This window comes from Planctomyces sp. SH-PL62, assembly GCF_001610895.1.
Taxonomy (GTDB): Bacteria; Planctomycetota; Planctomycetia; order Isosphaerales; family Isosphaeraceae; genus Paludisphaera.
Genome location: NZ_CP011273.1, coordinates 4,972,649 through 4,998,523, shown reverse-complemented (window position 1 = coordinate 4,998,523; position 25,875 = coordinate 4,972,649). Strand labels below are relative to the sequence as shown.

Genomic DNA, 25,875 nt, shown 5'->3' with positions numbered 1-25,875 from the left:
ATTCGACGACGGGCCCGTGGACAAGCCCGGTCTCGACGCGTCCGCTCGCTGAAACCCCGTTCCGGTACAATACAATGCCCAGGCGGCCCCAACGGCGCGGACTAGGGTGGCGGGAGACCTCGGGGTGAGCGACAAGACCAAGATCGAATGGACCGACGCCACCTGGAACCCCGTCCGGGGCTGCACCAAGATCACGCCCGGATGCGCCCATTGCTACGCCGAGACCTTCGCCGAGCGCTTCCGAGGCGTCCCCGGCCATCCGTACGAGCAGGGCTTCGACCTTCGCACGGCGCCCCATAAATTGCTCGACCCCTTGCGCTGGACGAAGCCCCGAATGGTCTTCGTCAACTCGATGAGCGACCTGTTTCACAAGGACGTCGCCGGTGATTACGTCCGACGGGTCGCCGAGGTGATGCGGGTGGCGAACTGGCACACCTATCAGGTCTTGACCAAGCGTTCCGAGAGGCTCGCCGCTAGTCTCGCCGGCGAGCTGCGCGACCTCGCCCGCGAGCCCCACGTCTGGTGGGGCGTGAGCGTCGAGAACCGTCGCCACGGGCTGCCTCGCATCGACCACCTGCGGAATGCCCCGGCCGCGTTGCGGTTCCTCTCGGTCGAACCCCTGCTGGAAGACCTGGGGGAAGTCGACCTGAGCGGGATCGACTGGATGATCGTCGGCGGCGAGAGCGGCCACGGCGCCCGGCCGATGGCGAAGGAGTGGGTCGCCGGACTTCGCGACCAGTGCGCCGTCGCGGGCGTCCAGTTCTTCTTCAAGCAGTGGGGGGGCGTCCGAAAGGGCCGCGCCGGCCGCGAACTGGACGGCCGCACCTACGACGAGGTCCCGCCGCCGAGCCCCAACCCCATGCCCGACTCTCGCGTCCGATCAGCCCTCATGCGGGAGCTGGAATCCGGATTCGACAGGGGACCCGGCTGAGCGAAACGGATCTCGCTCGGCTCGACGCGATGAGAAATCGTCGAGGGCGCGATACCTCGCGTCTCGTTTATGGTTTGATTGCCGGGGTGTTCTCGAACTCGATGGCTTTTGCTTGGCTCCTGACGGCCGGGGATCGTTGATGAAGATCATTTCGAGGATCGCGCGGGGGATGAGTCTCAGGGGCGGGTGGGCGCGAGTCGTCGCCGCGACGGCCTGTCTGGCCTGCACGACGGCTGGGGCGGAGGAGGCTCCCAGGCCGAACGTCGTGGTCATCCTGGCCGACGACCTGGGCTGGGGCGACGTCGGCTGGCACGGCTCGAAGATCAAGACGCCGAACCTCGACGAGTTGGCGGCGTCCGGGGCGCGGCTGGAGAACTTCTACGTGCAGCCGCTCTGCTCGCCGACCCGGGCGGCCTTCCTGACGGGTCGCTATCCGATGCGTCACGGCCTGCAGACGGGCGTCGTCCGGCCCTGGGCGCAGTACGGACTGCCGCTCGACGAGCGGACGCTGCCGCAGGCGCTCAAGGAGGCGGGCTACGAGACGGCCATCGCCGGCAAGTGGCACCTGGGCCATTTCCGGCCCGAATACCTGCCGACCCGGCGCGGGTTCGACCACCAGTACGGCCACTACAACGGCGCGCTCGACTACGACACCCACGTCCGCGACGGCGGGTTCGACTGGCATCGCGACGACCGGGAGAATCGCGACGAAGGCTACAGCACCCATCTCATCGGACGCGAAGCGGTCCGGGTGATCGCCGAGCACGACGTCGCCAGGCCGTTGTTCCTGTACGTCCCGTTCAACGCCGTCCATGGGCCGCATCAGGTCCCGCCTCGCTACAAGGAACCCTACGCCGACATGAAAGAGCCGCGCCGGACCTACGCCGGGATGCTCGCGGCGATGGACGAACAGGTGGGATTCATCGCCGAGGCGATCAAGAAGAAGGGGCTCGCCGAGAACACCCTGATCGTCTTCTCCAGCGACAACGGCGGACCGAGTCCGGGCCGCGTCACCAGCAACGGCCCGCTCCGGGGCGCCAAGGGGACCCTCTTCGAAGGGGGCGTCCGCGTCGCGGCATTCGCGAACTGGCCGGGGCGGATCAAGGCCGGGTCCGTGGTCGACGCCCCGCTGCATATCGTCGACCTCTACCCGACGTTCCTGAAGCTCGCCGGCGTGACGACGGATCAGCCGCTGCCGATCGACGGCCGCGACGCCTGGCCTGCGATCGCCGAGGGCGAGGCGTCGCCGCACGACGCGATCCTCCTGAACGCCACGCCTCGGAACGGGGCGATTCGCGCCGGCGACTGGAAGCTGATCGTGGCGCGTCCCGGCGGGGAGGGCGAGGACGGAGACGCCCCGGCCCGGCCGGCCGCCGACGGCGAGCCTGCTTCGGTCCTGCTCTTCAACCTGGCCGACGACCCGAACGAGAAGGTCGACCTGGCCGCGAAGCGTCCCGACAAGGTCGCCGAGCTTCGAGCCCGTTACGACGCCCTGGCGGCGCAGGCGGTTCCGCCGAAGGCGGCCCCCAAACCGCCGGGGTTCCGGTCGCCTCGTGTCTGGGGACAGGTCGACTGACCGTCGCAAGAGGCTCCTCGGGGCCGCCGGCCGGTCACGCCCGCGCGAGGATCTTCCGGCGCGCCTCCGTGAGCCAGTCGGCGGTCTTGGGGAAGTCCGAGTAGTCCGCGATCGAGGCCAGCAGGGGGTCGTCGGGACGGACCCCGGCGGATTGCAGCAGCGCGTAGTCTTGCAGGCTCTCGGCGAAGACCTCCCAGCGGATCGAATCGAGCGGCCCGTCGGACCCGGGATAGACCACGAAGGCGTCGCCGTACGGCATCCCCGGCCACGCGCCGACCGAGGCGTCCTGGAACGGGTCGCCGATCTTGCTGGTGCAGAAGACGAACCAGTAGTTGTAGCCCCAGTGCAGGAAGCCCCGAGCCTGGAGCTTGTAGAAGAGCCAGCCGGCCATGCGGATTTTGGCGAGCGGCGTGTCGAGCAGGCGTTGCAGGAAGCGGTCGCGGGGGCCGCAGCAGAAGTAGGCCCACGCCGGGCAGCCCGCCGCCGTGAAGGCGTGCGCGGTGGCGATGCTGGGAATCGGCATGTCCGAGAGCCGCTCGGTGGCGAACCGAGGATCGCTCATCGCGTCCATCACCTTCATCCACGGGGCCAGTTCGGTCAGCAGGGCTCGGGCCTTGCGGTAGTCGGCCATTTGCACGTCGCCGTCGGGTTCGTCGGCGCAATGGAAGAGGGATCGGTCGAGGACCTGCTCCTCTTCGAGCATGGACTTGAAGGCCGGGAGGAACTGGCCGAGGAACGCCCGGTAGGCGTCCGATGTCGCGGCGATCTCCGGGGCCCAGAGCATCGGTCCGAAGCCCTCGGCGTCGCGCTCGAAGATGCGTTGGGGATGTCGGGCGCTGGTGGGGGCCGGGGTGAAGAAGTGCGGCCATTCGAGGTATGTCGCGCCGACCTTCCTGGCGATGCGAACCCAGCGCCGAACGTCGCTGAAGTCGAACTCGTAGCGATCGGGGGCCGTGCGGCGGACCTTCAGGAGCTGCGCCGGGCGTTCGAGGATCTCGTGGCGGATGTTGAACAGCGGCGTGTACGCCACGTCGACGCCGTGCTCGACGAGGTTGCGGAGGTAGGCCTCGGCCAGTCGCCAGAAGTCCTCGCCGCACGGCTCGATCCGATGCCATTCCCAGATCGAGTCGGCCGATATCCAGTTGGTGACCGGGAACTCGCGGCGGGCCTGCAAGACCAGCGGACGGACGTCGACCCGGACGGGCAACTCGACGGTCCAGGGCTCCGGGCGGACGAAATCGGTGTAGCCGTACTCGTTCTCCAGCGTGAGCCGCACGCGGACCTCATGGACGCCCGGCTCCGCCCCCTCGGGCGTCCGCAAGGAGATCCAGAAGACGCCGTTCGCCTCCGGGCCGATGTGCGCAGTCGTCTCGGGAAAGAGCGGATCGGGGCAGAGGCCCGGGATGAATCCGATCCCTTCCAACTCGTCCTTGGGCGTGTACGTATCCAGGTGCTGCATCGGCACGAAGCCCACCCGGCGCACGCGAACCCCCCAATCCTGAGGAGCGACGACCTCGCACCGGACGATGGCCGAATTGGTCTTGCCGTTCTTGAAACAGGCCTGGAACGACAGCTTCTCGCCTCGGGCCGCGAGCATGTCGAGCGAGCCCGCGGTGCCGGCCGGCGAGGTCGGATAGACGCGCCGGAGCGAGGTCTCCAGCCAGAACCGTAGGCCGTCGCGTTCGATCGAGGTCCCTCGGTCGGCCGGCTGGTCGGCGGCGGCGGCCTCGCCCGCGCCGAGGGCGGCCCCGGCCAGGGCGATGCCGCGGATCACGTCTCGTCGATTCATCAGGCGAGGCTCCGAGTAGCGCAAGGGGTCAGGCCGGCGAAGGGGGAACGTCGGTCGTGGGGAGGATTCTAATCGGGGACTCGGCCGGACTCCAGCATCGCGGCCGTGCTTCGATCGGCGAGGGGGCTCATGACCCTGGCCTCGGCGCGCCGAATAGGACAGAATGTTGAGGATCGCGACTCCCCTCGTGAGCTTCGCAGCCGTCCGGCCGCGCCGGGGGTTTCCTCGTCGAAGGACGTCGCGCGGCCCGTCCCGCGCCCGATTCGTCGGGAATACCGCCCTGCGGGGCATCGATCCTCGGGAAGAGGAGGGCCACGCGTGCCGTCAGTCTATCCGTCGTCTCATCCGATCGTGCATCAGAAGCTCGCGGCCCTGCGCGACGCCCGCACCAGGCCGGCCGAGTTCCGGGTCCTCGTGCGGTCGCTGTCGCATTTGCTCGCCCAGGAGGCGACCGCCGACCTGCCGCTTCGCGAGGTCGAGGTCACGACCCCGCTCGCCACGGCGCGGGCGTTCGTCCTCGCCGACGTCGTCGGGATCTTCCCGGTGCTCAGGGCCGGGCTGGGGATGGCCGAGGGGATGCTGGACTTGCTCCCCGAGGCGGAGGTCTGGCACATCGGGCTCTTCCGCGACGAGGCGACCCTGCGCCCGACCGAGTATTACAACAAGTTTCCCAAGCGGCCCCGGCTGACGGTCGGATTCGTCGTCGACCCGATGCTCGCCACCGGCGGCTCGGCGGTCCGGGCCTGCGAGATCCTCAGGGCGGCGGGCGTGCCCCGGCTCAAGCTGATCTCGCTCATCGCCGCGCCCGAGGGGATCGCCCGGATGACCGAGGCCATGCCCGAGGTCCCGATCCACGTCGGGGCGGTCGACGAACGGCTCACGGAAATCGGTTTCATCTACCCCGGCCTCGGCGACGCCGGCGACCGCCAGTTCGCCACGATCGCGGATCACGACGAAGCGCCCCGAGCCTGATCCGACCCCCGAGAGGAGGCCCCCCATGGTCCGCGCGGTGGACGTCATCCGGAAGAAGCGGGACGGCGAGGAACTCTCGGCCGCCGAGATCGACTGGATGGTCGACGGGATCGCCCGCGGCGACGTGGCCGATTACCAGTGGTCGGCGCTGCTGATGGCGATCGTCCTGCGGGGGATGGACCGCTCGGAGACCGTCGCGCTCGCCGACGCGATGATGCGGTCGGGCCTGGTGGTCGACCTGTCCTCGATCGCCGGCGCGAAGGTGGACAAGCACAGCACCGGGGGCGTCGGCGACAAGACCTCGCTGGTCCTGGCGCCGATCGCCGCCGCGGCCGGGGTGCTCGTGCCGATGGTCTCGGGCCGCGGCCTCGGGCACGCCGGAGGGACGCTCGACAAGCTGGAGTCGATCCCCGGCTTCCGGGTCGACGCGACCTTGGACCGCTATCGCGAGATCCTCCGCGAGACCGGCCTGGTCCTGATCGGACAGACCGCCGAGATCGCCCCAGCGGACAAGTTCCTGTACGCCCTCCGGGACGCTACGTCCACCGTCGAGTCGGTCCCGCTGATCGCGGCGTCGATCATGTCGAAGAAGCTGGCCGAGGGGATCGACGGCCTGGTGCTCGACGTGAAGTTCGGCAACGGGGCGTATCTGCCGGACCTCGCGGACGCGCGGCGGCTGGCCGAGACGATGTGCGACGTCGGCCGCTCGATGGGAAAGAAGGTCGTGGCCCTGATCACGCGGATGGACCAGCCGCTGGGCCTTGCGGTCGGCAACGCCGTCGAGGTCGCGGAGAGCATCGCCTGTTTGAAGGGGGAGGGGCCCGACGACCTGACGGGCCTCTCGCTCGACCTGGCGGCCGAGATGGTCAAGCTCGCGGGCCTCGCGGGGACCATCGAGGAGGCGCGCGGGATCTGCGAGCGGACGATCCAGGACGGCTCGGCCCTGGAGCGATTCCGGAGGGTGATCGCGGTCCAGGGAGGTGACGCCCGGGTGGTCGACGATCCGGAACTTCTGCCCCAACCCCGGCGGAAGGTCGAGCTGAAGGCCGATCGCCCCGGCTGGATCTCCCGGCTCGACGCTCGGCCGATCGGCGAGGCCTCGATGCTCCTGGGGGCGGGCCGCGTCCGCGTCGACTCGGCGATCGACCCGGCCGTGGGGGTGATCCTCCACAAGAAGCTCGGCGATCGCGTCGAGCCTGGCGAACCGCTTTGCACGCTCCTGGTGGACGACGAGGCCGAATTGGATCGGGCCCGCGAGATGATCGAGGGCGCTTATCACCTGGGGGAGGCCGGCGTGGAGGTTCCCGCCTTGATCGTCGACCGGCTGATCGCCGGCGGCGAGTGAGCCTGTGGGCCGCCTGGGCGGCGAGGCGCGTCAGGGGCGAAGCGATGCGAAGGATCATCCCCGTCTGGATCGCCGCCGCCGCCGTCGTCGCGGTCCTCCTCGTCACGGGAGGGCCGGGCCGGGCCGAGGAGGCTCCCCCCGCCGAATCCGCCCCGTCCGCGAATGCAGCCCCCGGCTTCGTCGGAGAGGATCGGCCCAAAGCGGACCGAGTGCGAGTCCAGGCGGTGGAGGTTCGTAAGGGGTATCGCCTGACGCTCGGTCCCTGGAGCGTCCGATTCTCGGCGTCGCGCGACCTCGACCTGTACGATCTGGCCGACCGACTCCGGGGGCTGGTCGGCGTGGGCCTGATCCTGGCGATCGCGGTCTATCTCTCGGAGGATCGTCGGGCGATCTCCCGACGGGTCGTCTTCTGGGGGCTCTCCCTCCAGTGGATCTTCGCGATCCTCGTCCTTCGCGCTCCGATGGGGGTGCGGGTCTTGCGCGAGGCCGGGAGGCTCGTCGAGTCGGTGTTGGAATGCGCGCTGGACGGGTCGCGATTCGTCTTCGGGGCGCGGCTCGTCGACGCCGAGGGGCCGGCGGGGTTCGTCTTCGCGTTCCGCGTCCTCCCCACGGTCGTCTTCGTCGCGGCCCTGTTCGCGATCCTGTATCACCTGGGCGTCATGCAGTGGGTGGTGCGGGTCGTGGCCGTGCCGATGTCCTGGCTGATGGGGACGAGCGGGGCCGAGTCTCTGGACGTGGCGGCGTCGATGTTCCTGGGGCAGACGGAGGCGCCGCTCACAATCCGTCCCTATCTGTCGAAGCTCACGAACTCCGAGTTGATGACCGTGATGACGGCCGGCATGGCCCACGTTTCGGGCGGGGTGATGGCGGCCTATTTCGCCTATCACGTCGAGCCGCGACACGTCCTGACGGCCGTCGTGATGACGGCCCCCGGATCGATCCTCCTCGCGAAGATCCTCGTGCCGGAGACCGGCGAGCCGGAGACCCTGGGCGGGGGCCGAATCCCGGTGGAACGCGAGGACGCCAACCTCCTCGACGCCGCCGCGAGGGGTACGCGCGACGGCCTCAACCTGGCTCTCAACATCGGGGCCGTCCTCATCGCGTTCGTCGGCCTGGTCGCCCTGGTCAACCTGGGATTGAATCCGACGGGGTGGAGGCTGGAAGACCTGTTCGGCTGGGCGCTCGCGCCGGTCGCCTACCTCCTCGGGGTCCCCTGGGAGGACTGTCGGAGCATCGGCGGTTTGCTGGGGACGCGGGTGGTGCTCAACGAACTGGTCGCGTTCGAGCAGTTGGCCGCGATGCGCCGCGAGCTGATGGATCGGTCGTTCGTGATCGCCAGCTTCGCGCTCTGCGGCTTCGCCAATATCGGCTCCATCGGGATCCAGATCGGCGGCATCGGCGCGCTTGCGCCGGAACGTCGGAAGGACCTGGCGAGGCTAGGCGCCCGAGCGCTCCTCGCCGGGACCCTGGCCAACTATCTGTCCGCCTGCATCGCGGGGGTTTTGCTATGAGTCCGTCGTCTTCCAACCCCGACCTGGTCGCCCGAGCCGATGAGGCCGCCGCCGTGCTTCGCGAGGCTTCCGGGGGCCGACCCTTGCCGGTCGCGATCGTGCTCGGTTCCGGCCTCAACGCGCTTGTCGAGTTGTTCGGCGATCGGACGGTGGTCCCGTATTCTCGGATCCCGAACTTCCCGACGACCACCGTCCAGGGGCACGCCGGCAACGCGGTGATCGGTTCGATCAACGGGACCTCGGCCCTGCTGCTCCAGGGGCGGTTCCACTATTACGAAGGCTACGACCTTCGCACCATCACCTTCCCGATGCGGGTGCTCCAGCGTCTGGGGGTGCAGACGGTGATCCTGACCGCCGCGACGGGGGGCGTCCGCGTCGATCTACGCCCAGGCAATCTCGTCTGCCTGTCGGACCACATCAACCTGATCGGTTCCAATCCGCTCCGGGGGCCCGCCGACCCGAGGCTCGGGGAACGGTTCCCGGACATGTCCGAGGTCTACTCGAAGCGGCTGCGGAATACAGCCAAGGAGGAGGCGAAGCGATTGGGCGTGAACCTGGTCTCGGCCGTGTACGCCTGCCTCCCCGGCCCGAGCTACGAGACCCCGGCTGAGATTCGGATGCTGCGGACGTTGGGGGCGGACGTCGTGGGGATGTCCACCGTCCCCGAGGCGATCGTCGCCCGTCAGGCCGGGATGGACGTTCTGGGGATGGCCCTGGTGACGAACACGGCGGCCGGCGTCGGGGCCGCGCCGGTCCGCCATGAGGACGTCCTTGAGGCCGGACGCAAGGCGACGCCGGTCTTCGGCAAACTGATCCGGCGGATGGTCCTCCGCCTGGCCGGGGTCGCCTCCGAGGGGACCGGGTCGTCGAGCGGCGAATTTCCCATAGCGCGACAGGACTGATGCGGAAGCCCCCGGAGTCTCCTCGGCCGGGCTCGCCGGAGGGAGTTATGCGCCGATCTCCGCGGCGATTGGTTCGACTTGCCAGTCCTGAAGCTGGACGCTCGCGCCCTGCGAAAGAAATCGGACCATGGCGACGAAATGATCACCGTTCCCTCGCCGACTGACCTTGCCTTCCAGCCCGGCGAGAGGGCCTTCCTTGATTCGCACGAACGTCCCCGGAAGGGTCCGCGGCTCCGCGACCAGGGGCAACCCCGAGCTGAGAAGTTTATGGATCCGGACCAGATCTTGCTCAAGTCCCTCCTGGTCGAAAACCTGGAGCACGCCGGCCAGTCGATTTCCCTGGATCGCCTGCATCCGGTCCTTATCGTCGCCGTAAAGGAAGATGTAACCCGTGAACATCGGGAGCAGCGACTTCACGGCGCGTCCCCGGGGCGTGTGGTGTTCGTTGAGGATCTGGGGCAAATAGAAAGCGACCCCCGCCGCCCGCAGGTCCCGCGCGACGGCTTTCTCCTGGCGAGGCTTCGTGTGCAGGCACCACCACAGCGAATCAGGGCGACGGGGCGTCCCTGGAGCTCTCTCCCGCCACAAATCCTCGGGATAGAAATCAGCCTCGGCGGCGAGGATGGTCATGACATTTTTACCGATGTTAGGCTTTTCGATGCGGATCTAAGCGTGTGCGCCGGGCGTTTCTTATGTCCAGACTCTATTTATGCTTGTTAACGAACGGGACTCTCCGTTGTCAATGGGGACCGAATCGCGGCCCTGTCCGCTGCAGCCGGGCCGGAGGGCCGTCCCGTCCCGGCGCTTGAGGAGTGGGTCGAACGTGCATACGGTTCACGACGGCCGGCGATCTGGGGGGGCGGTCGTCAGGCGTGCGATCAGGGCCTGCACGTCGCAACGGCGGAGGTCGGCGACTACCTCGTCGGCCCCCTCGGCCCAGAGGGCCTCGGCCGAATGGCTCGACGTGACGCCGACGGCGAGCATGCCGGCGGCCTTCGCCGCGCGGATCCCCACCGGGGCGTCTTCGAAGACGACCGCCCGCGAGGTCGGGACTTCCGCGCGCGACGCGGCCAGCTGGAACACCTGAGGGTCGGGCTTGCCCCGGGACACGTCCTCGCCCGCGACGATCGACGCGAATCGGCCGTGCAGGCCGCACTCCTCCACCGTCAGTTCCAGGTTCGCCCGGACTCCGCTGGAGCCGATCGCCAGCCGGACGCCGGATCCGGTCAGCTCGTCGAGGAAGTCCCGGACGCCGTCCATCAGGACGATGCGGCCACGGGCCAGGTCGCGATAAGCGGCTTCCTTGCGATCCGAATAGGCGGCGACGTCGGCGTCGCTGAGCGACTCGCCCAGGATTTTGCGGAGGATCATGGCGTTCGTCATCCCAAACGTCTCCAGGATGAACGCGGGCGTCACGGCGAGGCCCGTCTCACGCCCCATTTTCGTCCAGGAATCCTGGTGGAATTTCAGGGTGTCGACGAGTACGCCGTCGTGGTCGAAGATCGCGAGGGGCGGTTCGGCGGGTCGGGGCACGGGGGGCTCCGGTCGGGTCGGTGGCGGGTTGCGGCGTGTGGAGGAGACGGTCGACGCTTAGACCGACTCGCAGACGGCGTCGATCTCGGCGACGATCCGGCGCATGTCGACGTCGCGTGCGGTGGGATCGGGGAGGAGCATGTTGCGGATCAGGGGGGTGAAGGGCTCGCCGGCCTCGGAGGCCATCGCGTCGGGGTCGACGTTGCGGATGCGATCCATGACCTGCAGGACGTTCCCCTCGGCGAAGGCGGGGCGGCCCGTGGCCATCTCATAGAAGACCGCTCCCAGGGAGAAAACGTCGCTGGCGAAGGTCGCGGGCTCGCCCCGGGTCTGCTCGGGAGCCAGGTAGCGAGGGGTCCCGAAAACGCCGTCGCCGGACTCGGCCAGGCCCAACTCGCCGGTCTCGTCCGCGTCGACGAGGTTGACGCGGTGGATTCGCCGGGCGAGGCCGAAATCCAGGACCTTCACCAGCCCATCGTGGCCGACCATGATGTTCTCGGGCTTCAAGTCGCCGTGGACGATGCCGGAATCGTGGGCGGCGGCCATCCCCCCGGCGATCTGCCGCGCGACGCTCAGCCGCTCGTCCATCCGCATCTCGGACTCCCGCATGCGGTGCGAGAGGGAGCGACCCTGGATGTACTCCATCGCGATGACCGGCAGGCCCGCCGTGTCGTCGACGGCGTAGATGGTGCAGATGTTGGGATGATTCAGGGCCGCCACCGAGCGAGCCTCGGCCAGGACCGTGCTCGGCGTCACCGGGCAGTCGCGCTTGAAGACCTTGAGCGCGACCGGGCGGTCGAGCTGGAGATCCCGCGCCAGATAGACCCGCGCGAAGCTCCCGACGCCGATCTCGGATTCCATGTAATAGTGCGAGAAGATGTTCCCGGGGCCGAGGATCGTGTACGGGTCGAGGTGCGAGCCGTCGGTCATCCAGTCCTCCCGGCAGAGGCCTCCGGACTGCAGCGCCGAAAGCACCCGCAGGACCTCCTGACTGCGACGGCCGATGCTCAGGCTGTGGACCACCTGATACTGGATCAGGCCCTCGGGATCCACGATGAACGTGCCCCGGACGGCCAGATTCTGGCGGGGCTCGAACACGCCGTAGGCCTCGGAGACCTTGCCGTCGAGATCGCTGGCGAGGGGGAAGTTCAAGCCGCCGAGCCCCCCCTGCGATTTCGACGTCGTCATCCAGCGGTCGTGAAGCTCGACGGAGTCGCAACTGATCCCCAGGAGGTCGCAGTTCATCGCGGCGAACTCCTCGCTCCGCTGGCTCAGGGCGCTCAACTCGGTGGGGCAGACCATCGAGAAGTCGCGGGGATAGAAGACCACGACGAGCCACCTCCCCTTATAGTCCAGCAGACGCACCCGCTCTCGGCGCGGGTCGGGGAGTCTCGTTCGGGGGAGGTCGAACAGGGGGGCCGGATTGCCGACGAATGTGATTGGCATCGGGTTGCGATCGCTGCTGGGGGCCGGACGTTTCGGCTCCGGGAACGACTTCGAGGCCTGCGGCGACTTCGCGGTCGCCACCCTCAGGACTTTTGATTCGCCTCGAACGATTCTATCATCGTGGACAAGTCGTCGGCTGAACTCGTTTTCCACCCATCAGGAATGACCGCCGGGCGGGACCCGACGAAACCGAAAATCGCAATGCGTGGCGCCTTGCATGATCGTTTGGGTCCGCTCCAGCTCGATTTCGGAGCTGAACCCTTCGGCGAGGGCGAAATCGCGCTGGCATGAGAGCGTCGCCCCAAGCTCTTCGAGGCCCAGGCGTCGATACATCTCGGCATATCGGCAGCGTAGCACGTCGAACGAGAGGCGGTCTGGCGAACGTTCGATCAGGTCGATCTGGAGGGCGTCGTTTTCCTGCCAGCGGCCGAGGATCGCCGCGAACGCCTCCAGCGAGCGTTCCCCGATCGTCCTCGCCAGGTCGTCGCCGCCTCGGCGTGCCAGTTCGACGATCACCCCTCGCAGGACGTCGAGGGTCGCCTCGCGTCCAAAGGCGTCGGAGAAGGCGCGGACAAGTGGGCCGACGATTTCGGCCTCGATCTCGCGACGCTGGAGCAGGGGGAGGCTCGGTTTGGGCTCCGCCATCAATCCGACTCCGTAGTATGGTGAGAGGAGAGAACCTTGGGGATTGGGGGGGGCGAATCCTTGCCGCGAGGAACGAGGAACATTCTGACGGTCGGCTGGCTGGTCGTGGCGATCGGCACGGCGGCAGCGTGGGGAGCGTTCCCGGCGAGGCCGTCCGGGCGGTCCCTGCCGGGCGTGTCCGTCGTCCGCGAGATCGACTACGGCTCCTCCGGCGGGACCTCCTTGAAGCTGGATCTGCTCTTGCCCGAGGCGGACCCGTCGGCTCCCCTCCGTCCGATCCTGGTGGCGATCCACGGGGGCGGGTGGACGGGGGGGGCGAGGCGCCAGTACGGCCCCCAGTTCGCATCGCTGGCGCGGTCGGGGCTGGCGGTCGCGATCGTCGATTATCGGCTCGCCCGCCCTGGCGCGCCTAGCTGGAAGGGGGCCCTGGACGACGTTGAACAGGCGGTGGAGTGGCTGATCCGCCATGCTTCCGCGTACCGCCTCGATCCATCCAGGATCGCGACCTTCGGCACCTCGTCCGGCGGACTCCTCGCCGCACGCGCGGCCCAGGAGGATTCACGGATCCTTGCGGCGGTCTGCGTCTCCTCACCGTCGTCATTGCTTGAACTCGCGGCCGGGCGGCGGCAATCGCACGAGCCGTCGCAGGTTTTTCTCGGAGCGGACCCGGCGCAGGCTCGGAGGCTCGCTCGCGAGGCCTCCCCCCTGGATCACGTCGAGCCCGGTGGTCCCGCGATGCTCTTGATTCATGGAGAGGACGACGCCTGGGTTCCGATCGATCAGGCAAGGCGTCTTCACGAAGCACTCCTCAGGTCCGGTGCGATCTCAAGACTCGTCGAGCTACCCGGGGCGCGTCATGGATTCGAGTTGAAGGTGAACTCGCCGCCGCCCCGAGACCTCGCCCCCCTGGTACTCGATTTCCTGGATGAGGTATGGCGCGGATCAGATCAGAAGAAGTCCTGATCGAAGCGATCGAGACGGGCCGGGGGAGATTTCGGATTTTAGGTTGTTCGTTCTTGCATTCGGCGAGTTGCGGTGGAACGATAGGAAACACCATTCCCGAAGTCATTAAGAATTCACGATCACTCGGATCTCTTGCCAGCCGCCCGTATCCTTCGGGGACGGTCGGGGGTTGTTTAGACCGGGGGGGATGACGCCGTGTCGACCGAGCTCTACGTCGGCGGTCCGATCGGTCTGCTGGGCGGGCATGTCTCGAACGCCGAGGCCTACGACCGGGTGCGTGAAACGGCGGCCGACCGTCCCGCCGAGGACTCCCTGCCGGATGTGCCGGATCCCGCCGGCGATCACGAGGACGCGGAACGCAAACGCCGTCGCGACGACGTCGAGGCCAAGCACCAGCGCATCCGCGAGTTTCTCGACCGCACGGACCAGGACGCCGTGATCCTGGGGAGCGCCGCGTCGGTCGCCTGGTTCACGTCCGGGGGGGACCTGGGGCAGGGGTACTGCTCCGAGAACAGCTCGATCCTGCTTTTCATCAACCGGAACTGCCGGGCGGTGATCGCGGACAACGTGCAGAGCAGCCGCGTGTTCGAGGAAGAACTGGCGGGGCTGGGCTTCCAGTTGAAGGAACGAGCCTGGTTCGACGACCCCATGCGGGTCGTGGCCGAACTCTCCCGGAACAAGCGGATCGCCAGCGATCTGAGGTCGGAGGGGGCTTCCCCCTGGCGCCGGGCGCTAGACCCCTTGCTCGACCTGCGGCGACGTTTGACGCCGCTGGAGCGGCAGCGACTTCGCGAGTTGGGGCGTACGCTGGCCCTGGCGGTCGAGGCGACCTGCCGCAACTTCGACCGGGGGGAACGCGAGGCGGACGTCGCCGGACACCTGGCCCATCGACTGATCCGCGAAGGGGTCGCGCCGGTGGACCTGCGGGTCGCCAGCGACGACCGGCTGGCCCGATATCGCCAGCCGATCTTCAAGGCCTCGCCGATCTTGAAGAAGGCGACGATCGCGGTCACCGGCCGGCGGCACGGCCTCTGCGCCTCGGTGACGCGGACGGTCTCCTTCGGGCCGCCCGAGGACGAATTCCGCGCCAGCCACACGCTCGCCGCGATGGTCGACGCGACGTGCATCTACTTCTCCCGCCCCGGCGAGCCGACAGCCGAGGTCTTTCGGCGGGCGCGGCGGATTTACGAGAAGTTCGACGCCCCCCATGAATGGACCCTGGATTATCAGGGCGCCCTGATCGGGTATTCCCCCCGAGAGGCCCTGCTCACGCCCGACGGCTCGATGACGCTGGAGCCGGACATGGCCGTCTGCTGGAGTCCCAGCGTCGGTTCGGCCCGATCGGAAGACACGATCGTGGTCGATTCCCGAGGGTTCGAGGTCGTCACGGCCGCCCAGGATTGGCCGCAGATCGAAGTCTCCGTGAAGGGCTACGGCCTGCCGCGGCCGGGGATCCTCGAACGCTGATTGGGCCGCCTCGACGCCGAGGTTCGGCTTCGCCCGGCCCCCGCGCAGCCTGCGGGGGTTTCCGGGCGTCCACCTCACCGCGCCATTCCGTCGCCGCTTCAGGGGCAGTACAACGGAGGAGATCGCGCGAGGGATCGGTCGCGGCGCGCCCGCCGCGGCTCCGCGCGCCAGTCCGAGTGCGAAGAGGAATCGGGCCATGAGTTCGAGCGTGAAGAGCCCCTGGATCGGTCGTCTCCCGAAGATCGGCATCCGTCCGGCGATCGACGGCCGTCGTCGCGGAGTGCGGGAGTCGCTGGAAGGGCAGGTCATGGCGATGGCCCGCGCCGCCGCGGAGTTCCTGTCGTCGCAGCTTCGGCACCCGACCGGCGAGCCGGTCCAGTGCGTGATCGCCGATTCCTGCATCGGCGGCGTGGCCGAGGCCGCCGCCTGCGCGGACAAGTTCGCCCGCGAGGGCGTCGGCGTGTCGCTGACCGTCACCCCCTGCTGGTGCTACGGCAGCGAGACGATGGACATGGACCCGCTGATCCCCAAGGCCGTCTGGGGCTTCAACGGCACCGAGCGTCCAGGCGCGGTCTATCTGGCGGCGGTCCTCGCGGCGCACAACCAGAAAGGGCTCCCCGCGTTCGGCATCTATGGCCGCGACGTTCAGGACGCCGGCGACACCTCGATCCCCAGGGACGTCCAGGAGAAGCTCCTCGGCTTCGCCCGCGCGGGGCTGGCCGTCGCCACCATGCGAGGCAAGTCCTACCTCTCCGTCGGCGGCGTCTCGATGGGCATCTCCGGCTCCATCGTCGATCAGCCTTTGTTCGAACAGCACTTCGGCATGCGCGTCGAGTGCGTCGACATGAGCGAGCTGACCCGTCGGATCGAGGAGGAGATCTACGACGCCGACGAGTTCGAACGCGCCCTGTCCTGGGTGAAAACCAATTGCAAGCAGGGGGACGACCGCAACCCGCCGGCTTCCCGGAAGAGCCCCGAGGCCCAGGCCGAGGACTGGAAGACCGTCGTCAAGATGACGCTGATCCTGCGCGACCTGATGATCGGAAATCCCAGGCTCGACGAGATGGGCTTCGGCGAGGAGGCGCTGGGCCGCAACGCGATCGCGGCCGGCTTCCAGGGCCAGCGCGCCTGGACGGACCACGCTCCCAACGGCGACTTCTCGGAAGCGATCTTGACCTCGTCGTTCGACTGGAACGGCGTCCGCATGCCGTACATGGTCGCCACCGAGAACGACTGCCTCAACGGTGTCGGGATGCTGCTGGGATACCTGCTGACCAACACCGCGCAGATCTTCGCGGACGTGCGGACCTACTGGAGTCCCGAGGCCGTCCACCGCGTCACGGGGACGAAGCTCGAAGGGCCGGCGGCGGGCGGGTTCATCCACCTCTCGAATTCGGGCGCCGCCACGCTGGACGGGACGGGCGAGCAGACTCGCGACGGCAAGCCGGCGATGAAGCCCTTCTGGGAGATCAGCGCCGAGGAGGCCGACCGCTGCCTCAAGGCGACCACCTGGCCGCCGGCCGTCACCGAGTACTTCCGGGGCGGCGGCTACTCGTCGTGCTTCCTCACGCGAGGCGGCATGCCGATGACCATGAATCGGCTCAGCCTGGTGAAGGGGCTCGGCCCGGTCCTCCAGATCGCCGAGGGCTACTCGGTGGAACTCCCTCCCAACGTCCACAAGACCCTCAATCAGCGGACCGACCCCACCTGGCCGACGACCTGGTTCGTGCCCAACACGACCGGCGAGGGACCCTTCGCGGACGTCTACAGCGTGATGGCGAACTGGAGCGCGAATCACGGCGCGATCAGCTACGGCCACATCGGGGCCGACCTGATCACCCTGGCCGCGATGCTGCGGATCCCCGTGGCGATGCACAACGTGCCGGCCCACAAGCTGTTCCGGCCGAGCGCCTGGAGCCTGTTCGGGGCCCTCGAACCCCAGGCGGCCGATTACCGCGCCTGCGCGAACTTCGGGCCGCTGTACGGCTGAGCCCCGTTTCCGGCGAACTTTCGGGGAGTCGGCGTCGAATGATGGGTATACCCATCGAAGAGGACGCCGAGTCCCGGCTGTTCGATAAATAAGGAAACCGGTCGCCGATGAACATGTCCTGGAAACTGGGTCGAATCGCGGGGATCGACGTATTCCTGCATTCGACCTTCTTTTTGATCCTGTTTCTCCCGGCCGCCGCGACGCACCTGCCGTTGCTGCTCGCCATGTTCGGCTGTGTGCTGCTCCATGAATTCGGCCACGCCTTGACGGCCCGGCGGTTCGGGATCGGCACGGCCGACATCACCATCTATCCGATCGGGGGCGTCGCGCGGCTGACTCGCATGCCCCGCGCTCCGGGGGCGGAGTTGCTGATCGCCCTGGCGGGGCCGGCCGTCAACATCGCCATCGCCGCGGGGCTATATCTGTCGCTCGGCGTCATGTCCTCGCTCGGGATGGGACGGTTCTTCGCCGATCTACTGGTGATGAATCTCGTGCTGGCAGGCTTCAACCTGATCCCGGCGTTCCCGATGGACGGCGGCCGGGTGCTCCGCGCGCTGCTCGGCGGCTGGCTCGGTCGAGGCCGCGCGACCGTGTTCGCGGCGAGCGTCGGCCGGGCGCTGGCGGTGGGGTTCGGCGTCTACAGCCTCCTGAACCTCGCCTTCTTCCAGGTCGCGCTGGCCGTGTTCATCTACATGGCTGCACGAGCCGAGGAGATCGGCGTGCTGGCCGATGAACGGCGACGGGCGGGGGAGACGGAGGAAGGGCTCGACTGGTCCACGCCCCCCGGGTATCGCTGGATTCAGACCGGCCGGGGCGTCTGGCGGCTGGCCCCCATCACGGTTTCCTCGCAATCCAGGGCGACCTGGAGGGACCCGCGATGGCGTTGAAGCCGGTCGTCGAACTGGGCGTGGACGAGGCTCACGCCATCCTGGCGGCCTTGCCGGGGGGAGACCTCCTCCCCCCGCTCGACGCCATCGAGAACGAGGATTGGGGCCGGGATTTTCTGCTGAGCCGCTTCGAGGCGTTCACCGAGGAGAGGCTCGCCGAACTCGGCCTGACCTGGCAAGAAGGGGCCGATGATCCAGTCGGCCCCGGGGCCGGGACTTAATCGGGGTGGATCCGAATCATTAGGTTCCTCCACTCGTAGAGCCCGGCCTTGTCATACAGCCCGAGATGCCCGGCGTCGAAATCGACGCCGTCGGCCACGGTGATCAGCACGTCGTCGAGGCTGATCTCGACCCTCGGGCCGATCGCCTTGACGGTCAGCTTCTGCCATTCGCCCGGCCCCTTCACGGCGGCCTTCAGCGCATCGGCCTTGCGTTCGAAGCGAGGCGGGGTGGTGCCGTGCCCGAAAAGCATGAGACTGCCGTCGCCGTCGGTGATGGGAGCCTGATAGCCCTTGATGGGCCAGTGGGGCTCGGCCGTGCCGGTCTCCGCGCTGGCGCGGAAGAGGACGCCCCCTTCGGACGACTCCTTGAGCATTCGGAATTCCAGGTCGAGCTGGAAATTCTTGTACAACTCGGCCGATCTCAGCCAACCGTGGCCTGGCTTGCTCGCGAGGACGCCGTCATGGACGGCGAAGCCGTCGGTCTGCTCGGCGACCCAGCCTTCCAGGGACTTCCCGTCGAAGAGGGGGATGGCTTGCGGGGGCTCGTTGAAGCCGAACATGACCCCCGTCAACAACAGGACGGTCGGGATCGCCCCCAGCAAACGTCTCATCGGTCGAAGCCTCGTGGTGCGCGGGTCGGATTACGGCGCGACCTGGTCTACGGTCGCCTGACGGCGCGGGGGTCGATGGGCGACATCCCCGCTTCCTATCATCGATTATGCTCTATCGGGGAGGCGATGGGGGAGGTTCCGGCCGGCTTTTGCGGAAACCGGCCGGGCGCGGGCGGTTTCAGCCAGGTGCGCCGGGATTGGCCTGGAGCCGGGCGGCGAGGTAATGGACGGGATGATTCGTCCGCACGGCCACCTCGGCGAGCCGATCGAGGCGACCCGCACGCTGGCAGAGTTCGGCGATCGACGGGCAGGAGAGCATCGCGTCGGGAATCTGGAGCAAGTGCGTCGAGGCGACCTCCACCGCTTCGTCCCGCCGGTCGAGCCGCAACAGGAGGTTGACCAGAACCTGCGCGGGGAGCGTCTCTTCCGGTCCCTCCTCGCCAGGGGTCTCCAGCTCGCCGAGTTTGGCCCGGAAGTGGTCGACCGCCTGGTCGACGTCACGGCCCACCAGCGCCTTGAGATAGACGTGGTGGTCTTCGAAGGTGCGTTCGAAGGGGGGGGCCGAGTCGTACTGGAGCCGGGGCGAGAGCCGACGGCCGTACTCGGTCAGGTCGACCGCCAGCCGGAGGATTTCGGGGTCGGTCGCCATGACCGACCAGCGGACGACGGTCGACAGGTGCGAGACGTCGGTGTGGTAAGCGTCGTCGCTGAACAACCAGTCGCGACCGGCGATGAGGTCGGCGAGGGAGGCGCCGTCGGGCGACTGCGGCTGCCCTCTTCGGACGACGTCGGCGCGGATGTTCTCGGCGAGGTGCTCGTGGAGATGGCGGACCAGCCGCCCGATGCATGACGCCCGCACGGCCGGGTCGGCGGGGCCCAACTGCTCCAGCGAGGTGATCGCGGAGCACGGCCCGTAATGCCGGAGGATCCATTCGAAGCCCCGGGCCGGATTCGCCCCTTGATGGAAGGCGACGTCGATCAGGCGTCCCAGCTTGTCCGGGTCCTCGGGAGTCTCGCAGGTTTCGAGCGCCTGGGAGACGGGATCGGGCTCGCCGATGGCCTGGAAGTAGGCCCAGGCCGTCGGCACGTCGCCCGCCTCCAGGAATCGCGAGCCGACGTGACGGAGGGCCTGGATGTAACGCTCCTCGAATCGTTGCCGATCCGCCTCGGGAAGCTCGGCGTAACGGCCGACCTGGATCAGCGGCAGGCCCAGCTCGAACCGGGCCTTGAGCAGGAGGGCGTCGAGCAGGAGGCGATAGTCGCCGGCGGTTTCCAGGTCCTCGACGAGTCGGTCGAGGGCCTGGGCGGGACCGCCGCTCTCAAGGCTGGCGTCGAGCCCGGGAAACCCGGCTTCGGCGACGGCGGCGGACCGCGCCTCCGGCGTCTTGGCGTCTCTCATCGTCGATGGATTCCTCGCGATTCGCGGCGATCATCTCACTCGGCGTCGGCCTTGGCCGGATCGATGGCGGTGGCCGGCGCCCCCGGCGGGTCGGCGTCGAGGCTGGCGCCGACGGATTGCTTCCAGGCGTCCCAGCAGCGCGTCTCGTAGCATTGTACGAGATGGTCCCGGATCTCATCGAGCGAATCCGTGACGAACAGCAGATTCATGTCCTCGGGCGAGATCGTCTTCTGTTCCAGCGGAGACGCCACCACCCAGTCGATCAGCCCCTTCCAGTACGACGACCCGTACAGGACGATAGGGAACCGGTTGATCTTCCGGGTTTGCACCAGCGTGAGAGCCTCGAAAAGTTCGTCCAGGGTCCCGAAACCCCCCGGGAAGATGACGAAGCCGTCCGAGAATTTGACGAACATCGTCTTGCGGACGAAGAAATAGCGGAAGTCGATCGAGAGGTCGGTATAAGGGTTCCCCGCCTGCTCGAAGGGGAGCTGGATGTTGCAGCCGATGGAGTAGCCGCCGACCTCCTGGGCCCCGCGGTTGGCCGCCTCCATGATCCCAGGGCCGCCGCCGGTGATCACGGCGAAACCGGCCTCGGAAAGTAGCCGCCCGAGTCGTCGCGCGTCCTCGTAAAGCGGGCTGGAATCCTGGATTCGGGCCGATCCAAAGACGCTCACCGCCGCCCCCACCTCCGCCAGGGCGTTGATGCCGTGGACGAACTCGCCCTGGATCCGCAGGATCCGCCAGGATTCCTCGTGCGTGAACGCGCCCAGCTCCGGCATGAGGGGGGTGGGGGCCCGGCCGTCGGCCGGCGTGGGTCGACTCAGGAGCTGCTCGTCCTCGGTCGGCTCGCGGAACGCGACGCGCCTGCGGGTACGCTTACGCAAAGTCCGAGGATGTTGCTGGTCTTCATCCGTCCGGGGGGGAGGGACCGCCGTCGAGCCGTTCTCCGAATCCGGTCCTTCGACCGGTCGGGAGTTGGCTCGGTCTCGATAATCATGGTTCATGGAACCGATCGCTTCCTCGAATCGTGGGAGACTTGAGGCCGTCGCTCGTCGATCCGGCCTGTTGGATTATAAGCAGGGCGGGCGCCGGATACGCCGAACGACGGTTTTGTATTCCGCGGCCGGCGGCTAAGATGAAGGGTCAGGCTTCCCTCGCCCCTCGGTGCCCAGCGGAACGACAAGATCCATGACGAGCGATTCCTCGACGCAAGGCCGGCGGACGCCGGACGTACTCTGGAACAGCCGATTCCTGAAGGCCTGCCGACGCGAGCCCACCGACGTCACCCCCGTCTGGCTGATGCGCCAGGCAGGCCGGTACATGTCCGAGTATCGCTCGCTGCGCTCCAAGGTGTCGTTCCTGGAACTGTGCAAGACCCCGGAGCTGGCGGCTGAGACGACGATCTTCGCCGCCGAAACCCTGGGCGTCGACGCCGCCATCTTGTTCGCCGACATCCTCCTGATCCTCGAACCGCTGGGATTCGATCTGGAGTTCTCCAAGGGGGAGGGGCCGGTCATTCACAACCCGATCGGCGAACCGGCCGACGTTGCCCGGATGGAGCCGCTGACGGACGTCTCGGCGCTCGGGTACGTCTACGAAGCCGTCCGGCTGATCCGGGCCGGGCTCCCGTCCGTCATGCCGCTGATCGGCTTCGCCGGGGCCCCGTTCACGCTGGCCTGCTACGCGATCGAAGGGGGGGGCTCCCGGCACTACGTGAAGGCCAAGACCTTCATGTACCGCCATCCCGCCGCCTGGGACGCGCTGATGACGATCCTGACCGACTCCACGGCCCGGTACCTGAACGCCCAGGTCGCCGCCGGGGCCCAGGCCGTGCAACTGTTCGACAGCTGGGTCGGCTCGATCGGGCCCGACGAGTACCGGCGGTTCGTCCAGCCTCACATGAAACGACTGTTCGCCCAGATCGAACCGGGCGTCGCCACGCTCCATTTCGGGACCGACACCGGCTCGCTCCTGGAACTCCAGCGCGACGCGGGCGGGATGGTGATCGGGCTGGACTGGCGGGTGGAGCTGGATCGGGCGTGGGACCTGCTCGGCCCCGGGGTCGGCGTGCAGGGGAACCTCGACCCGATCGCGCTGTTCGCCCCCCTCGACGAGATCGCCGGCCAGACGCGTCGGATTCTCAAGCAGGCGGCGGGGCGGCCCGGCCATATCTTCAACCTGGGACACGGCATCCTGCCGCACACCCCGGTCGACCATGTCCGGGCCCTGGTCCAGATGGTTCATGAATTCTCTGTTAAGTAAACCCTGGCGGAAATGTGGCGAATCGAGGACACTGGGGGCTCGAAAGGCCGCATTCTCGGGAGCGAGCGACGCGGGAGTGATCGACTCTATGACGGTGATGACCGAACGGACGTCGGGATCGAAATCCTCGGACCGGGTGGTGGTGATCGGCGGCGGGCTCTCCGGCCTGGCCGCGGCGAACCGCATCCAGCGGTCCGGGAGCGCCCTGCGCCGTCCGGTCGAGGTCGTCGTCCTGGAGGCGAAGGACCGGGTCGGCGGCGTGATCGCCACGGAACGTCGCGACGGCTTCACCCTTGAGCTCGGACCGGACTCGTTCATCACCAACAAGCCCTGGGCGGCCGACCTCTGCCGGAGCCTGGACCTGGAAGACCAGCTCATCGAGGCGGCCCCAGCGCTCCGACGATCATTCGTGGTCCGCAAGGGGAAGCTCGCCCCGGTGCCCGAGGGCTTCGTCCTGATGGCCCCCCATCGGCTGAGGCCCATCCTGGCCTCGCCGATCCTCTCGCTTCGGGGCAAGATCAGGCTGCTGGCCGAAGCCCTGATCCCGCGCCGGGAAAAACCGGGCGAGGAGAGCCTGGCGGCCTTCGTCCGCCGACGGCTCGGCCGAGAGGCGCTCGACCGGCTGGTCCAGCCGCTCGTCGGCGGGATGTACACCGGCGATCCCAACAACCTGAGCCTCAAGGCCACGCTCCCGCAATTCCTGGCGATGGAGCAGGAGCACGGCAGCCTCATCCGCGCCGCCTGGCGCCGCCGCAAGGACGCCGAGGCCCGCCTGGAAACCGAGTCCTCCGGGGCCCGCTTCGGGATGTTCGTCTCGCTGGCCGAGGGCATGGGAGCCCTCCCCCGGGCGCTCGCGGCGACGCTCCGCGCCGGAACCGTGAGGACGAACGCCGCGGTCCGGCGGATCACCCGCGCGACGAACGGCTCCGGCTGGCTCGTCGAGCCGCTCGACGGCCCCCCCATCGAGGCCGACGCGGTCGTGGCGACCACCGAGGCCCACGCCACGGCCCGCATGATCGACGGCGTCGATCCCTCGCTGGCGCTCCAGCTCCGGGGAATCCCTTACGCCTCCTCGATCATCGTCAACGTCGCCTATCGCCGAGACCGGATCCAGCATCCGATGAACGGCTTCGGCTTCGTCGTCCCGGCGATCGAAGAACGGCGGATCCTCGCCGGATCCTTCCTGAACGTCAAATTCCCGCGCCGCGCGCCCGAGGGGACGGCCCTGATCCGCGTCTTCGTCGGCGGGGCGGCGCAGCCGGAACTCTTCGACCTCGACGACGACGCCGTCCGCCAGATCGTCTCGGCGGAACTCGGCGAACTCATCGGCGCGACCGGCGACCCGATCTTCCTGGAAATCACCCGCCACGCCCGCTCCATGCCCCAGTACGTCCTGGGCCACCTGGAACTCGTCGAGACGATCCGCCGCAAGGCCGCGAGGCACCCCAACCTCTTCCTCACGGGCGTCGCCTACGACGGGGTCGGCATCCCCGACTGCATCCGCGCCGCCGAGGCCACCGCCGACGCCGTCGTCGCCCGCCTGGCCGAGCCCGGCTCCATCGCCGCCGCCTGACAGGCGGCGTCTCCCGATCGCAGTTCTCAGCCGAGCTCGGAGGGAGCCGGCTTGGGGGCCGGCTCGACCTCGCGTTCCCGGCCGAACCGGGGGATCAACACCCGGAAATCCGCCAACGAGCCCCGCGGTTCGCTCGAATCGGTCGCGCGCCCCACGCCCCGGCCGAACGAGCCGCAGGCCGTCTGGAACAGCGCCAGCGCCGCCATCGCCTGGATCAGGCTGCAAAGGACCATCCCACCCGCGAGCGCCATCTGATAGCTCAGGTCCGAGTTGTCTCGGGCCAGATCCAGGCCGGCGATCACGGTCCCCACGGGGGGCGAGCCCAGCATCAACATCATCCCGAACGAGTCCCCGCCGCTCATCGTCATCGCGGCGAGGATCGGCCAGCCGAAGCAGGACGCCACATACAGCCCCACGGCGATCCCCGCGGCGCGTCCCTGCCGCGGCACCTCGACGGCGATCATCAGGCCCAGGCTCGTGATGAGCGCTACGTACGTCGAGAGCAAGGTCGCGAACAGGGCGAGCTGGAGCCATCGGCCCGAATGGAAGCATTGCAGCACGCCGATCGCGACGGGCAGGGCGACGACCATCAGCGAGCGTCGACAGGTCCCCCACCATTTGCCGGCGAGGATCTCCGGCGTGGACAGGGGGGTCGACAGCAGGACGTCCAGACTCCCCCGAATCCGCTCCTCGGACAGCGACGTCGCCGCCCGGACGCTCAGGAGCAGGAGCCCTACGCCGACGATGTACACGTCGGCGAGGATGCCGAACTCGAACATCGTGCTTCCCCTCGTGATCAGCTCCACGATCGAGGCCGACGCCAGCCCCACGGCGAAGAAGGCGTAGCCCGCCCCCAGGACACGTCCCCAACGCGAGGGGCGGTTGCGGCTCCACTCGCGCCAGAGGACCGGATTCGCGTCGAGCGAGGGGGTTGGCAGGAGGCTCGGCCACCGCAGTCGCGCCCACCACGCCGGCTCCTTCGATGCGACGCCCTCCGCGCGCCGTCGGATCGTGATCGGGCGGATCCGCCAGACCGTCGCGCCGACCATCGCCAGGCTGAGCCCCAAACACCCCGCAAGGTAGATCAGCACTCGGATCAAGTGTCCCTCGATGGGCTCGTTATAGTCGGGAAACATCAAGGCGTAGGGGTTGAATACGACCAACCCGGCCATGGCTGATTCGAGGAACGCGGTCGCGGACGGGGAGACCCACTCCCGGAAGACCAGGCGCAAGAAAACCGTCGTAAGCAATGGAATCAGCGCGAGCCATGCGATCAGGATCAGGTAGGTCGTCCCGAGGACCTCGTGGGTCTTGCTGCCCCACACCGAAAGCGTGAAGGCCAGGGTGCAGACGAGGACCGCCGTCCCCAGGGTGACGACGAAGGAGGTGAGCAGCAGCCGAGGGTCGATCCCTCCCAGGAGGGAGGCGAGCATCATCACCGGCAGCACGCAGAAGACCAGCCCGACCACCGGGAGCAGACCCGATCCGAGCTTTCCCAGGACGATCTCGGCGTCGGTGAGGTCGGTGGCCATGACGTGGAGCAGCGTGCCCCGCGCCTTGTCGAGGCAGACGGCCCCGGCCGTCGCCGCCGGCGCCGCGAGCAGCACCAGCGTCAGCTCGAAGTTCGCGATCACCGCATAGAGCGCGTGCCCGAAGGAGGCCAGTTCCGAGATTGCATAGCCGTCCGTGCGACTCGCCCACGAACTCCAGGTCAGGAAGAGGCCGAACATAAGGACCGCGATGAAGCCCGAACGAGAAGCGTAAAGCTGCCATCTTCGCGAAGCGCGAAGCCACTCGTAGGCGAACACCGGCCCCGGTCCCCATTTCCACGACATGCTCGAACGTCTCCTTC

At 68.2% G+C, this 25,875-nt stretch carries 22 protein-coding genes; 13 read left to right on the top strand and 9 right to left on the bottom strand.

Annotation, left to right across the window (positions count from 1 at the left end):
- Window positions 1-124: 124 nt before the first annotated feature.
- Entirely contained in the window at window positions 125-931 is an 807-nt protein-coding gene (locus VT85_RS19285) for a DUF5131 family protein (protein ID WP_068419060.1), read from the top strand.
- 169 nt (window positions 932-1,100) lie between these two features.
- A complete protein-coding gene (locus VT85_RS19280) occupies window positions 1,101-2,507 on the top strand; it encodes an arylsulfatase B (protein ID WP_068422326.1) in 1,407 nt (468 codons plus the stop codon).
- A gap of 34 nt (window positions 2,508-2,541) precedes the next feature.
- Here VT85_RS19280 and VT85_RS19275 read toward each other — a convergent pair whose 3' ends face one another.
- Window positions 2,542-4,296 (bottom strand): DUF4091 domain-containing protein, encoded by a 1,755-nt coding sequence (locus tag VT85_RS19275; protein WP_197490886.1) that lies wholly within the window; start codon window positions 4,294-4,296, stop codon window positions 2,542-2,544.
- A gap of 318 nt (window positions 4,297-4,614) precedes the next feature.
- Between VT85_RS19275 and upp the strand changes: the two genes are divergently transcribed.
- Genes upp through VT85_RS19255 form a run of 4 tightly spaced genes read left to right on the top strand, consistent with a single transcriptional unit; the run spans window position 4,615 to window position 9,026 of the window.
- Window positions 4,615-5,268, top strand: coding sequence for a uracil phosphoribosyltransferase (upp, locus tag VT85_RS19270; RefSeq protein WP_068419054.1), 654 nt, complete (start codon window positions 4,615-4,617; stop codon window positions 5,266-5,268).
- 25 nt (window positions 5,269-5,293) lie between these two features.
- A complete protein-coding gene (locus tag VT85_RS19265; RefSeq protein ID WP_068419046.1) occupies window positions 5,294-6,613 on the top strand; it encodes a thymidine phosphorylase in 1,320 nt (439 codons plus the stop codon).
- Window positions 6,614-6,657: 44 nt separating this feature from the next.
- Window positions 6,658-8,124 (top strand): NupC/NupG family nucleoside CNT transporter, encoded by a 1,467-nt coding sequence (locus tag VT85_RS19260; RefSeq protein WP_082858734.1) that lies wholly within the window; start codon window positions 6,658-6,660, stop codon window positions 8,122-8,124.
- Entirely contained in the window at window positions 8,121-9,026 is a 906-nt protein-coding gene (locus VT85_RS19255) for a purine-nucleoside phosphorylase (RefSeq protein ID WP_082858733.1), read from the top strand. Before VT85_RS19260 ends, VT85_RS19255 begins: the two co-directional genes overlap by 4 nt.
- Before the next feature lie 45 nt (window positions 9,027-9,071).
- Here the strand turns inward: VT85_RS19255 and VT85_RS19250 are convergent, their stop codons facing one another.
- The 4 genes from VT85_RS19250 to VT85_RS19235 form a co-directional block, all read right to left on the bottom strand.
- On the bottom strand, window positions 9,072-9,656 hold the full coding sequence (locus VT85_RS19250; RefSeq protein WP_068419042.1) for a transcription termination/antitermination protein NusG: 585 nt from the start codon (window positions 9,654-9,656) through the stop codon (window positions 9,072-9,074).
- Window positions 9,657-9,860: 204 nt separating this feature from the next.
- The gene (locus tag VT85_RS19245) at window positions 9,861-10,559 is read right to left on the bottom strand and encodes an HAD family hydrolase (protein ID WP_068419038.1); all 699 of its coding nucleotides are present in this window, start codon (window positions 10,557-10,559) and stop codon (window positions 9,861-9,863) included.
- A 57-nt stretch (window positions 10,560-10,616) separates the two neighbouring features.
- A complete protein-coding gene (locus VT85_RS26945; protein ID WP_156512957.1) occupies window positions 10,617-12,005 on the bottom strand; it encodes a protein kinase domain-containing protein in 1,389 nt (462 codons plus the stop codon).
- Between the two features lie 156 nt (window positions 12,006-12,161).
- Complete coding sequence (locus VT85_RS19235) at window positions 12,162-12,650, bottom strand: L-2-amino-thiazoline-4-carboxylic acid hydrolase (protein ID WP_197490885.1); 489 nt, start codon at window positions 12,648-12,650, stop codon at window positions 12,162-12,164.
- A gap of 60 nt (window positions 12,651-12,710) precedes the next feature.
- Here VT85_RS19235 and VT85_RS19230 point away from each other — a divergent pair, with 60 nt between their 5' ends.
- The 5 genes from VT85_RS19230 to VT85_RS19210 all read left to right on the top strand — a co-directional run bounded on the left by VT85_RS19230 (window position 12,711) and on the right by VT85_RS19210 (window position 18,178).
- Window positions 12,711-13,613 (top strand): alpha/beta hydrolase, encoded by a 903-nt coding sequence (locus VT85_RS19230; protein WP_197490884.1) that lies wholly within the window; start codon window positions 12,711-12,713, stop codon window positions 13,611-13,613.
- Window positions 13,614-13,808: 195 nt separating this feature from the next.
- Complete coding sequence (locus tag VT85_RS19225) at window positions 13,809-15,080, top strand: M24 family metallopeptidase (RefSeq protein ID WP_068419031.1); 1,272 nt, start codon at window positions 13,809-13,811, stop codon at window positions 15,078-15,080.
- Window positions 15,081-15,276: 196 nt separating this feature from the next.
- Complete coding sequence (locus VT85_RS19220; protein WP_068419028.1) at window positions 15,277-17,070, top strand: L-fucose isomerase; 1,794 nt, start codon at window positions 15,277-15,279, stop codon at window positions 17,068-17,070.
- A gap of 107 nt (window positions 17,071-17,177) precedes the next feature.
- Entirely contained in the window at window positions 17,178-17,957 is a 780-nt protein-coding gene (locus VT85_RS19215; RefSeq protein WP_068419022.1) for a site-2 protease family protein, read from the top strand.
- Window positions 17,948-18,178, top strand: a complete 231-nt coding sequence (locus VT85_RS19210) for a hypothetical protein (protein ID WP_068419019.1) — start codon at window positions 17,948-17,950, stop codon at window positions 18,176-18,178. The genes VT85_RS19215 and VT85_RS19210 overlap by 10 nt, the downstream gene beginning before the upstream one ends.
- Here VT85_RS19210 and VT85_RS19205 read toward each other — a convergent pair.
- The 3 genes from VT85_RS19205 to VT85_RS19195 form a co-directional block, all read right to left on the bottom strand.
- The gene (locus tag VT85_RS19205; RefSeq protein ID WP_068419018.1) at window positions 18,175-18,789 is read right to left on the bottom strand and encodes a DUF1080 domain-containing protein; all 615 of its coding nucleotides are present in this window, start codon (window positions 18,787-18,789) and stop codon (window positions 18,175-18,177) included. The two genes, VT85_RS19210 and VT85_RS19205, sit on opposite strands and share 4 nt — an antisense overlap.
- Window positions 18,790-18,967: 178 nt before the next feature.
- Entirely contained in the window at window positions 18,968-20,188 is a 1,221-nt protein-coding gene (locus VT85_RS19200; protein WP_068419014.1) for a hypothetical protein, read from the bottom strand.
- 35 nt (window positions 20,189-20,223) lie between these two features.
- Complete coding sequence (locus VT85_RS19195; protein ID WP_068422318.1) at window positions 20,224-21,072, bottom strand: TIGR00730 family Rossman fold protein; 849 nt, start codon at window positions 21,070-21,072, stop codon at window positions 20,224-20,226.
- 304 nt (window positions 21,073-21,376) lie between these two features.
- On the opposite strand from VT85_RS19195, the gene hemE reads away from it, so the two are divergent.
- A complete protein-coding gene (gene hemE, locus VT85_RS19190) occupies window positions 21,377-22,450 on the top strand; it encodes a uroporphyrinogen decarboxylase (protein WP_068419011.1) in 1,074 nt (357 codons plus the stop codon).
- An 88-nt stretch (window positions 22,451-22,538) separates the two neighbouring features.
- Entirely contained in the window at window positions 22,539-24,023 is a 1,485-nt protein-coding gene (gene hemG, locus VT85_RS19185) for a protoporphyrinogen oxidase (protein WP_082858730.1), read from the top strand.
- 26 nt (window positions 24,024-24,049) lie between these two features.
- Here hemG and VT85_RS19180 read toward each other — a convergent pair whose 3' ends face one another.
- Window positions 24,050-25,858 carry an ABC transporter permease gene (locus VT85_RS19180; protein WP_197490883.1) on the bottom strand — a complete coding sequence of 603 codons (1,809 nt, stop codon included), beginning with the start codon at window positions 25,856-25,858 and terminating at the stop codon, window positions 24,050-24,052.
- Window positions 25,859-25,875 lie beyond the last annotated feature (17 nt).

Bases quoted from the DNA above. Each gene is read 5' to 3' on its own strand.
- VT85_RS19280 (WP_068422326.1), top strand. From the start codon at position 1,101: ATGAGTCTCAGGGGCGGGTGGGCGCGAGTCGTCGCCGCGACGGCCTGT.
- VT85_RS19205 (WP_068419018.1), bottom strand. From the start codon at position 18,789: ATGAGACGTTTGCTGGGGGCGATCCCGACCGTCCTGTTGTTGACGGGG.
- VT85_RS19275 (WP_197490886.1), bottom strand. From the start codon at position 4,296: ATGAATCGACGAGACGTGATCCGCGGCATCGCCCTGGCCGGGGCCGCC.
- VT85_RS26945 (WP_156512957.1), bottom strand. From the start codon at position 12,005: ATGCCAATCACATTCGTCGGCAATCCGGCCCCCCTGTTCGACCTCCCC.
- VT85_RS19220 (WP_068419028.1), top strand. From the start codon at position 15,277: ATGAGTTCGAGCGTGAAGAGCCCCTGGATCGGTCGTCTCCCGAAGATC.
- VT85_RS19260 (WP_082858734.1), top strand. From the start codon at position 6,658: ATGCGAAGGATCATCCCCGTCTGGATCGCCGCCGCCGCCGTCGTCGCG.
- VT85_RS19255 (WP_082858733.1), top strand. From the start codon at position 8,121: ATGAGTCCGTCGTCTTCCAACCCCGACCTGGTCGCCCGAGCCGATGAG.
- VT85_RS19265 (WP_068419046.1), top strand. From the start codon at position 5,294: ATGGTCCGCGCGGTGGACGTCATCCGGAAGAAGCGGGACGGCGAGGAA.
- VT85_RS19210 (WP_068419019.1), top strand. From the start codon at position 17,948: ATGGCGTTGAAGCCGGTCGTCGAACTGGGCGTGGACGAGGCTCACGCC.
- VT85_RS19180 (WP_197490883.1), bottom strand. From the start codon at position 25,858: ATGTCGTGGAAATGGGGACCGGGGCCGGTGTTCGCCTACGAGTGGCTT.
- VT85_RS19215 (WP_068419022.1), top strand. From the start codon at position 17,178: ATGAACATGTCCTGGAAACTGGGTCGAATCGCGGGGATCGACGTATTC.
- VT85_RS19235 (WP_197490885.1), bottom strand. From the start codon at position 12,650: ATGGCGGAGCCCAAACCGAGCCTCCCCCTGCTCCAGCGTCGCGAGATC.
- VT85_RS19200 (WP_068419014.1), bottom strand. From the start codon at position 20,188: ATGAGAGACGCCAAGACGCCGGAGGCGCGGTCCGCCGCCGTCGCCGAA.
- VT85_RS19250 (WP_068419042.1), bottom strand. From the start codon at position 9,656: ATGACCATCCTCGCCGCCGAGGCTGATTTCTATCCCGAGGATTTGTGG.
- hemE (WP_068419011.1), top strand. From the start codon at position 21,377: ATGACGAGCGATTCCTCGACGCAAGGCCGGCGGACGCCGGACGTACTC.
- hemG (WP_082858730.1), top strand. From the start codon at position 22,539: ATGACGGTGATGACCGAACGGACGTCGGGATCGAAATCCTCGGACCGG.